The organism is Sphingobacterium shayense (genome assembly GCF_013179575.1).
GTDB classification, from domain to species: domain Bacteria; phylum Bacteroidota; class Bacteroidia; order Sphingobacteriales; family Sphingobacteriaceae; genus Sphingobacterium; species Sphingobacterium shayense.
The window spans coordinates 1-7910 of the sequence record NZ_JABMCQ010000183.1 but is presented as its reverse complement, the minus strand read 5'-3'; the positions used below and the strand labels follow the sequence as shown (position 1 = coordinate 7910).

Genomic DNA, 7910 nt, shown 5'->3' with positions numbered 1-7910 from the left:
GATCATGTACTCTGAAAAAGTAATCCAACAATTCTTTATAGGTTGTTTCACTTGGATCATACGTGATTTCAAGACCCTCAGCATGGCCGGGGTGATACTCGTAGGTGGGATTATCATTCTGTCCACCTAAATAACCTACCTCCGTATCGACTACGCCAGAGCGGGTTCTAAAAAGATCTTCCATACCCCAGAAACATCCACCTGCCAAATAAGCTTTTTTTAAATTTTCCATATAAAATTGTTTTTATCGCTTGAATTCCTCGTCACTTTATCCGACTTCGATCTTGTTTAGTGCTAGAGCATTAATACAATATCGAAGACCCGAGGGCTCCGGACCGTCTGGAAACACATGCCCCAAATGCGCATCACACACATTACACGTCACTTCCACCCTTATCATACCATAGCTACTATCCTTGTTGTAGGCTGTGTTTTCGATTGCTATGGGCTGCGTAAAAGAAGGCCAGCCGGAACTGCTATGAAATTTTTCGGCCGAATCAAACAGTGGTGTTTCACAACAGATGCATGCGTACCTGCCCGGTTCAAACAGCCCGCACATATCCGAACTGTGGGCCGGTTCAGTTCCTTTTCCCCTCGTAATAAAATAGACATCGGGACTTAGCAGCTCCTTCCATTCCAGATCGGATTTTTCGATCCTTCGCGGCGGAACAGGATTCCCGTGATTCGTAAATTTAATGATATCATTCCAGTTTAACATAACGGTTCATTTTAAAGTTAAAAGCGTTTCCCTTCTTAATTTCTTTTGTTTTCTGTTTTTTTCAAGATTAAAGTTCAACTATTTATATACATCACAAATATAACGCCATGCAATACCATTTCGCTTGCCAATTTTGCCCGATATTTTGACATTTATTCCCGAAGTAAAAAATCGCTTCGCATTTGCCGTCCGAATTTTTTTTGTATGGCTTTTAGTTTAGGGTCGATATTATTTTGACAAAAAGGTCTCTGCTTGTCTTGTTTATAATAGTTAAGATAGCTCTCCGAATTCAATCTGAAATCTACAAAAGGTAATGCTTGGGTAATATATCGGCAATTATTTTCCAATCCCAATTTAGTAATTGTGGTTTCGATGACGGCTTTATCATCGGCGCCAAAATAGTAAACTGCCGAACGGTATTTGTCACTCATACTATGTAAGTTAGAGCTACTGTGGGTAAGTAGATGTATCTCAATTAACAATTCAAGAGTGATATCATCGTTAAAATGAACGATAACACCTTCTGAAAAGGTGTCGTACGGGGTTATAGAGGAAATCCAGCCTTGTTCTACTACCTCAACACCTTTCAACGCTTGAAAGATTGCTTCTGTACACCAATGACAACCTCCACCAAAACCAATCTTTTTCATACCACTCATACATATTCTAGATACCTCGAAAATAAGGAAAGTATTGATTTTTTAAACAATCATTATCCGCAACGCTCCGTCAGAACATAACATCGTTAACACCTTAATTGTTCGACGATAGTAGAGAATGCGTTCGCATTACTAAAATAATGCGCCTATGCGGGAAATGTGGACTTAACTGCTCGCATATAAACAAGATAGCATGACGGTTCGCTGGCTACTTAAGCCGCGGTTACTTTAATACGTCATTTATGTCCGTCTCTTTTTTAAAAACAGACGCTGCAAACGGGCAAAGGGGAATAATCTTAATATTTTTATCTCTAGCCATCTCGACAATTTTGTGAAGCATCTGTTTTCCAACACCTTTACCGTTATACTCGGGGTTAACTTCCGTATGATCAATAATAATCAGCTCCGTCCCCGCAATTGAATACGTCATTTCGCCAGCTAGTTTACCATTCTCTATGGCCCTAGCAAAACCTTTGGAGCCTTCATCTTTTAAAAGTATTTCCATAAATTAGTTAATTTTTATACGTACGCATTTTTCGCCTATGGCCGTCGATACCAACATTTAATTAAAGCGAATTTGGATCATAGTAATAATAACAGATATTAAATTTTAATTCTGATACTATCCCTAGAAAATGTCATCGGATGAAAGTAAAATTCATGTTAAAACGACGAATTATAAACTTTACAAACCAAAAATCAAATCTGATCCTCCAAGAAGGAAATCAGTACTAATGTTGATTGACTCGTGGAATAACCTCTTTACCAATTATCTCTATTGAGGCTAAGAGCTGTTCATGGGTAAGTCCCGCATTGTCCATTTGAAAAGTAAAACGATCCACACCACCTAAAGCCTCGCTATGCCTCAACAATTTGGCGGCTACCTGTTCCGGACCGCCGACCACAAGTACACCTTTTGGCGCTATCAGCGCGTCGAACCCAGCTCTTGTTACTGCAGGCCATCCACGCTCTTTACCAGCCTTGGTCCAGAGTTCGGCATAACCGGGATAATAGTCTGCAATAGCCTGCTCGTTAGTCGCAGCAACATAACCGGGCGAATGCAAACCAACCTTCAGCTGCTCGGGAGCGAAACCAGCTTTCTTCCCTACCTCACGATATAAATCGACTAGCGGCCGAAAGTGTGCTGTTTCTCCCCCGATAACGGCAACCATTAACGGTAATCCCAAAGCGCCAGCTCTAGCAAATGACTCTGGCGTTCCGCCCACCCCTAACCAGACGGGCAGTTTCTCCTGAATGGCTCTGGGATAGACAGATTGGTTTTTCAACGCCGGCCTATATTTTCCCGACCAGGAAACAGTTTCCTGATCACGAATTTTTAAAAAAAGATCGAGTTTCTCTTCAAATAATTCGTTGTAAGTATTCAGGTCATATCCAAATAATGGGTAAGCTTCTATGGCAGATCCTCTTCCAACCACCACCTCAGCGCGCCCTTTAGATATCAAATCTAGGGTTGCAAAGTTTTGATAAACTCTTACCGGATCCGATGTGCTTAACACAGTGACAGCGCTAGTCAGGCGTATCTTTTCGGTCCTTGCAGCAGCGGCAGCAAGGATTACCGCGGGAGCCGAGTCCAAAAACTCCTTCTTATGGTGCTCACCTATACCGTAGATAGCTAATCCCGCCTGGTCAGCCCGAACGATCCTATCCAACAACTGCTCCATCGCCTCAACACTACTCAGGGTCTTACTCCCGTACATAGCGGAAGCGAAACTATCAATTCCTATTTCCATTTTTATATTTTAACGTAACATTTTATTGTTGGATTCTGAATTCTTTAAGAAAGAGGATTAGGAGGTGGACCGCCTGCGGGTTTACTTTTATCGCTAGGCAAAGGAACAAATTCTTCATTGTCCATAGGAGGCAGATCAATACGCCCCTGTTTCCAATCCTCTTTAGCTTGGTCAATACGCTCCCTTCGGCTGGAGACGAAGTTCCACCAAATGAATCGATCACCAAGATGTTCTCCACCGAGCATCATCAAAGTGGATTGTTCTTTAGCAATTATCAATGGATCAACGCCTTTGGTGAATACCATTAACTGTCCCGCCTTGTAGGTCACTCCATTTACTTCAACACTTCCGTTCACGATGTACACTCCTCTTTCACTGTGTCCATGCGGCAAGCCGAAACGAGCTTCTTTATCCAATACGACATGTACGTAAAATAAAGGCGAATGTGTATCCACACTACTTTTTAATCCGTAAGCGTCCCCTGCGATCAAACGCATCCACACACCCGTATCAGTAAAAACAGGTAATTGCTCGGGCTTATAGTTCATAAATGAGGGTTCATTCTCTTCGTCCTTTTCGGGAAGAGCAACCCATGTTTGTATCATCTCCAATTCCCCACCTGCAAGCATCGCCGGGTCTTCAAAGCGTTCGCTATGAACAATGCCTTTGCCTGCAGTCATCCAATTCACCTCGCCTGGCTTTATAACCTGCTCCACGCCCAAACTATCTCTGTGCGTTACATTTCCACTGAAAAGATAGCTTACCGTGGATAGACCAATATGCGGATGTGGAAGGACATCGAGTCCACTCACATGTCCTACAGGCAAATTTAATGGACCGCCGTGATCCATAAATATAAACGGCCCAACCATCCGGCGTAGCTGACAGGGAAGAATACGTTTAACGCCAAATCCTGGAGAAATTTCAGCATGTCTGGCTTCTATAATTATATCAAGCATAGTAAATATTTAAATAATAAACTTTGTAAAAATGCGGCCAATCGGTATAATAAAATGCACCAACCTTCAAAAAATCACCTCAACCGATTGCTCTATCTCTTCCGCGTGGGTGAGGACAGCGAACGTGATAACTTTCCCTGCATCCTGTTTCCCAGCACCATCGGTGACGACCATTAGGTTATTTTCTAAACACCGTATGTTTGTTTTATGTTTTATCGTTTTGGTTTATTCTTTTTGAAAATATAAGGACTCATTTTCGCAAAAGTAAGCTAACCACAAATACTATTGTGAAAGAACCGAAGTCTTTCAAATTTTACCAATACCAAGATACGACTCTTTCATTCCAATAGCTCTGTTGAAATATTTATATTTCCTTTAAGAATCTTCGATACTGGACAGTTCTCGGCTATTTGCAATAACCGTTCTTGTGTCGCCAAATCCGGTGGATCTCGAAATAGGATTTTGCGTTCAATATACGCCACTGTCTCTTTGTTTTCTATTTTACAGAATATATTAGCCTCCACATCTATTTCAGAAATATCCAAACCTTTATGGTCAATATACATTCTTAGAGTTGCTAATGTGCATCCGACCAGTGACGACAACAACAGTGTGTACGGATCTGGCCCCAAATCTCTTCCGCCTATTTTTTCAGGTTCATCGCTGATGAGTACACCATTTCTCCAATGGATAGCTGTTATGTATTTCTGAAGTCCAATCGTCCCTTTTACGGGCTTTTCTAACATGTATTTCATTTCCTTTTCTTTGATTTAATTTTTGATGGTACGTCCGCGTATTACACTGGTTGATTTTTAAACCTTCTAAGAGAATACGACAATATAATATCATTATGGTTCCTCAGGCTATTTCGCCCATGATACCACAACGACTTGTTGATTAGTCGTCTCGCCCGCATTCCAAGGTAAGCAATACCCGTCTCCACATAAAAAAGCTACGCTATCCCTTTCAACAGAAGTTTCGGCCTATCCTTTTATGCTCAACGCTCCGGATGGGCATCTTGCTACCTGATCGACTAGTTCCTGGGTCGTTGCATTCTCAGCTTTAATCCATGGACGTTCTTTTGGGTTATATACTTTTGATAAAGTCCTTACACACACTCCAGCATGAATGCATAATTTAGGCTGCCAAAGAATCGTAATTTCACCGTTAGGATATTCGTGTTTTTCCATAATATTATTTTTAGATGCGCGCGTTTTAGTTGTCAAAATAGGATTGAATGTATATTGTCAGAGGTTGAGGATATATTAAGCGCCCCGATGTTCATGTCGCAGTTTAGAAAATCCTCCTGCTCTATTGCAACCAGAGATCGGTTTTACTTGCAAGAATTTGCAACTAAATATTCCGATTTCAGCGACTTTCTAAGATACGGGAGTTGCTAATAATTGCAATTCCCAAGCTAAAGCAACGCCGCTTGCCCCTCCGTGCTCGATTATAAGACTAGATAAATCAGCCGCAGTTTCAGTGCGGGCCCAATCGCGTTGCCATTCAGAAACGACAGCAATCCAGTTGATTGGCACGATGCCTACCTGCACCATACGACGAACCGCCATTTCATGTGCTTCTAAGGAGGTGGAGCCGCTAGCATCTGTTACAACAAATACATCATAGTCTTCACCAATAGCCTGTATAGCAGGCATGGCTACGCATATCTCCGTCCATAATCCAGCTATAATCAATTGCTTACGACCGCTTTTCTTAACAAGATCGGTAACTTTAGGATCTTCCCAAGTATTGATAAGTGTCCTATTAATTGGCTTTTGATCGGGAAAGACATCCTGAAGACCTTTGATGATATACCCGCCTCTTTCTTCAATGACCGTTGTAAGGATGGTAGGTACATTAAAAATCTTTGCTGCTTTAGCAAGCCCAACTACATTGTTAATCACCATAGTTGGTTCATGGCTGTTCAAGTTTGTAAACTGGTAAGGCTGATGATCGATTAATACCACGATACTATCTTCGGGACGAAGTAGGCCTGCTAAGCCAGTTTTGGGAGATTTTTCCATTGAGTTTTGATTTAAAAGTGATATCTCAAAATTGCATCAAATGAAAAAATTAAACGTAGATATATGTCGAAAAAAAACATCGACATATATCTACAAAAGATAAAATAAGATAACCGTACAGCTTATTTTTTACGCACTCGGCTCAGTGTATCTTTTGTGATGCCTAGGTAGGAAGCAATAATGTGTTGAGGGAACCGTTCCAGAAAATATGGGTGGCGGGTGGCGAAGTCTATATAACGTTTTTCTGCACTTAAACTTATAGTCGACGTTATCCTCTTCTGCGTCGCAATATGATTGCGCTCATCGAGTTTCAAAATAAATTCGTTGAAAGCGGGAAACCCTTTACACAATTTTAATATATTCTCTCTTGAAACAAGAAGTACGTCGCAATCTGCACAAGCGTCTATGTTATATATGGTAGGCGTAAACATGGAAAAACTTTCACGGTCACCGGCCCACCAATTTTCTATATACAAATCAACAACATGCTCGGCACCTTTTTCATCTATGTAATATTTACGCATCGTTCCTTTTAGAATAAAGGCAAAATATTTACACACCTCTCCATGCTCCAATAGATATCGCTTTTTACCTATTCGCTTTGGAATAAAATGACTCAAGAAAAATTCAAAATCCTCCTCGGAAATTAAAGTTGAAGCGTATTCGTTGATATAACTATGTAATGGATGCATGAAAAGACGTTGATATATTCAAAGTTAATACTTTTATTTTATTAGTCTCTTTTCATATAAGATCCATCCAAGAGATCGTCAGAAGACTGTTTGATCGCAGCGCGCCTTGCCCTCAAAATGGCTGCCAGTACAATTCGCAAAAATTCACTCGAAAGAACGTCTCTTCTGTTGTTCTTCCTCAAGAAAAGCTTCCAATGAAAACCACTTTTCAATACTCGAATCTAGGGGCATTAAAATATTTGTAGTACACCTATTAAAACACACTATGGATGGTACAAAATAAAACCCTCCATAGTGTTTTCTTACAAAATAAATTTTGGTTATTTTACAACAGTAGCCTCAAGCTCTACTTTTAATGTTTCGAACAATCCGGTAACCTCCAGCATCGTCACCGTCTGTTTAATATTGTGTTTTGCTACCCAGTCTTGAAGGATAGGGAAATTTGGCCACAGTTCCGCAGTAGAGGTTGTATAAATATTTAACCGTACGATGCCATCACACCGATAGCCAGATGTCGTAATTACTTCTTCTAGGTTAGCAATCGCCTGTTGCAGTTGTGATTTCATATCCTCATTACTCGATATACCATCCGCATCGATTGCCGCCTGACCGGAACAGTATAACGTTCCTTCGCTATTTTTTACTTCGACAGCTTGAACGTAACTACGTTCGTCTTGCCATTTCCAAGGACTGAAAGCTCTTTTTTGCATTGCATTTTCATTTTAAAAAGTTAAAAATAAATCTATGATTACAAAATTAAGCTGCATTTTCGGATCAAGCGCTTGACAAAGATCACCATTTCAACGTGATGTATATCACATGGAATGCGGTTAGCTATGATGGCAAAACAAATTTGGAATACGAATGAAGGCTTTTCTTGAAATCCGGGGGAATATTAATAACACTTTATTAATATCAGAGCGATAAGCGGCTTAATGTTTCTCTTGAAACTCCTAAATAAGCTGCCAGCTGCGATTTCGGCACACGTTGTACTAGCGTAGGGTGTTTTTCGATGAGCTGCTGATACCGTTCTTTGGTATTGGAGGTAAGAGTTGAAAGGATACGTTTTTGCGCAGCGATAAATCCAAAATATGCTTTCTCTAG

Annotated in this window: 11 protein-coding genes and 1 pseudogene; all 12 read right to left on the bottom strand. The window is 40.7% G+C overall.

Translation table 11 applies throughout. The features are described from left to right. On the bottom strand, positions 1 to 232 hold a 232-nt coding region (locus HP439_RS16455), incomplete at its 3' end, for a peptide-methionine (S)-S-oxide reductase (protein ID WP_172391434.1). 36 nt (positions 233 to 268) lie between these two features. After that, positions 269 to 718, bottom strand: a complete 450-nt coding sequence (gene msrB, locus HP439_RS16450; protein WP_172391433.1) for a peptide-methionine (R)-S-oxide reductase MsrB — start codon at positions 716 to 718, stop codon at positions 269 to 271. Positions 719 to 870: 152 nt separating this feature from the next. Beyond that, positions 871 to 1368, bottom strand: a complete 498-nt coding sequence (locus tag HP439_RS16445; protein WP_216657883.1) for a peptide-methionine (S)-S-oxide reductase — start codon at positions 1366 to 1368, stop codon at positions 871 to 873. A 232-nt stretch (positions 1369 to 1600) separates the two neighbouring features. Further along, positions 1601 to 1882: a GNAT family N-acetyltransferase gene (locus tag HP439_RS16440; protein WP_172391431.1), complete on the bottom strand. Its 282-nt coding sequence runs from the start codon at positions 1880 to 1882 to the stop codon at positions 1601 to 1603. A 226-nt stretch (positions 1883 to 2108) separates the two neighbouring features. Further along, a complete protein-coding gene (locus HP439_RS16435; protein ID WP_172391430.1) occupies positions 2109 to 3128 on the bottom strand; it encodes an LLM class flavin-dependent oxidoreductase in 1020 nt (339 codons plus the stop codon). A gap of 44 nt (positions 3129 to 3172) precedes the next feature. Next, complete coding sequence (locus HP439_RS16430; RefSeq protein WP_172391429.1) at positions 3173 to 4087, bottom strand: pirin family protein; 915 nt, start codon at positions 4085 to 4087, stop codon at positions 3173 to 3175. Between the two features lie 338 nt (positions 4088 to 4425). Next, entirely contained in the window at positions 4426 to 4842 is a 417-nt protein-coding gene (locus tag HP439_RS16425; protein WP_172391428.1) for an OsmC family protein, read from the bottom strand. A 228-nt stretch (positions 4843 to 5070) separates the two neighbouring features. Beyond that, on the bottom strand, positions 5071 to 5277 hold the full coding sequence (locus HP439_RS16420; RefSeq protein ID WP_172391427.1) for a (4Fe-4S)-binding protein: 207 nt from the start codon (positions 5275 to 5277) through the stop codon (positions 5071 to 5073). Positions 5278 to 5466: 189 nt separating this feature from the next. Continuing rightward, positions 5467 to 6114 (bottom strand): hydrolase, encoded by a 648-nt coding sequence (locus HP439_RS16415; protein ID WP_172391426.1) that lies wholly within the window; start codon positions 6112 to 6114, stop codon positions 5467 to 5469. 122 nt (positions 6115 to 6236) lie between these two features. Then, positions 6237 to 6806, bottom strand: a complete 570-nt coding sequence (locus HP439_RS16410) for a Crp/Fnr family transcriptional regulator (protein ID WP_172391425.1) — start codon at positions 6804 to 6806, stop codon at positions 6237 to 6239. Between the two features lie 320 nt (positions 6807 to 7126). Continuing rightward, positions 7127 to 7516, bottom strand: coding sequence for a RidA family protein (locus HP439_RS16405; protein ID WP_172391424.1), 390 nt, complete (start codon positions 7514 to 7516; stop codon positions 7127 to 7129). 205 nt (positions 7517 to 7721) lie between these two features. Beyond that, positions 7722 to 7910, bottom strand: a pseudogene (locus HP439_RS16400) (Crp/Fnr family transcriptional regulator); the annotation flags it as partial.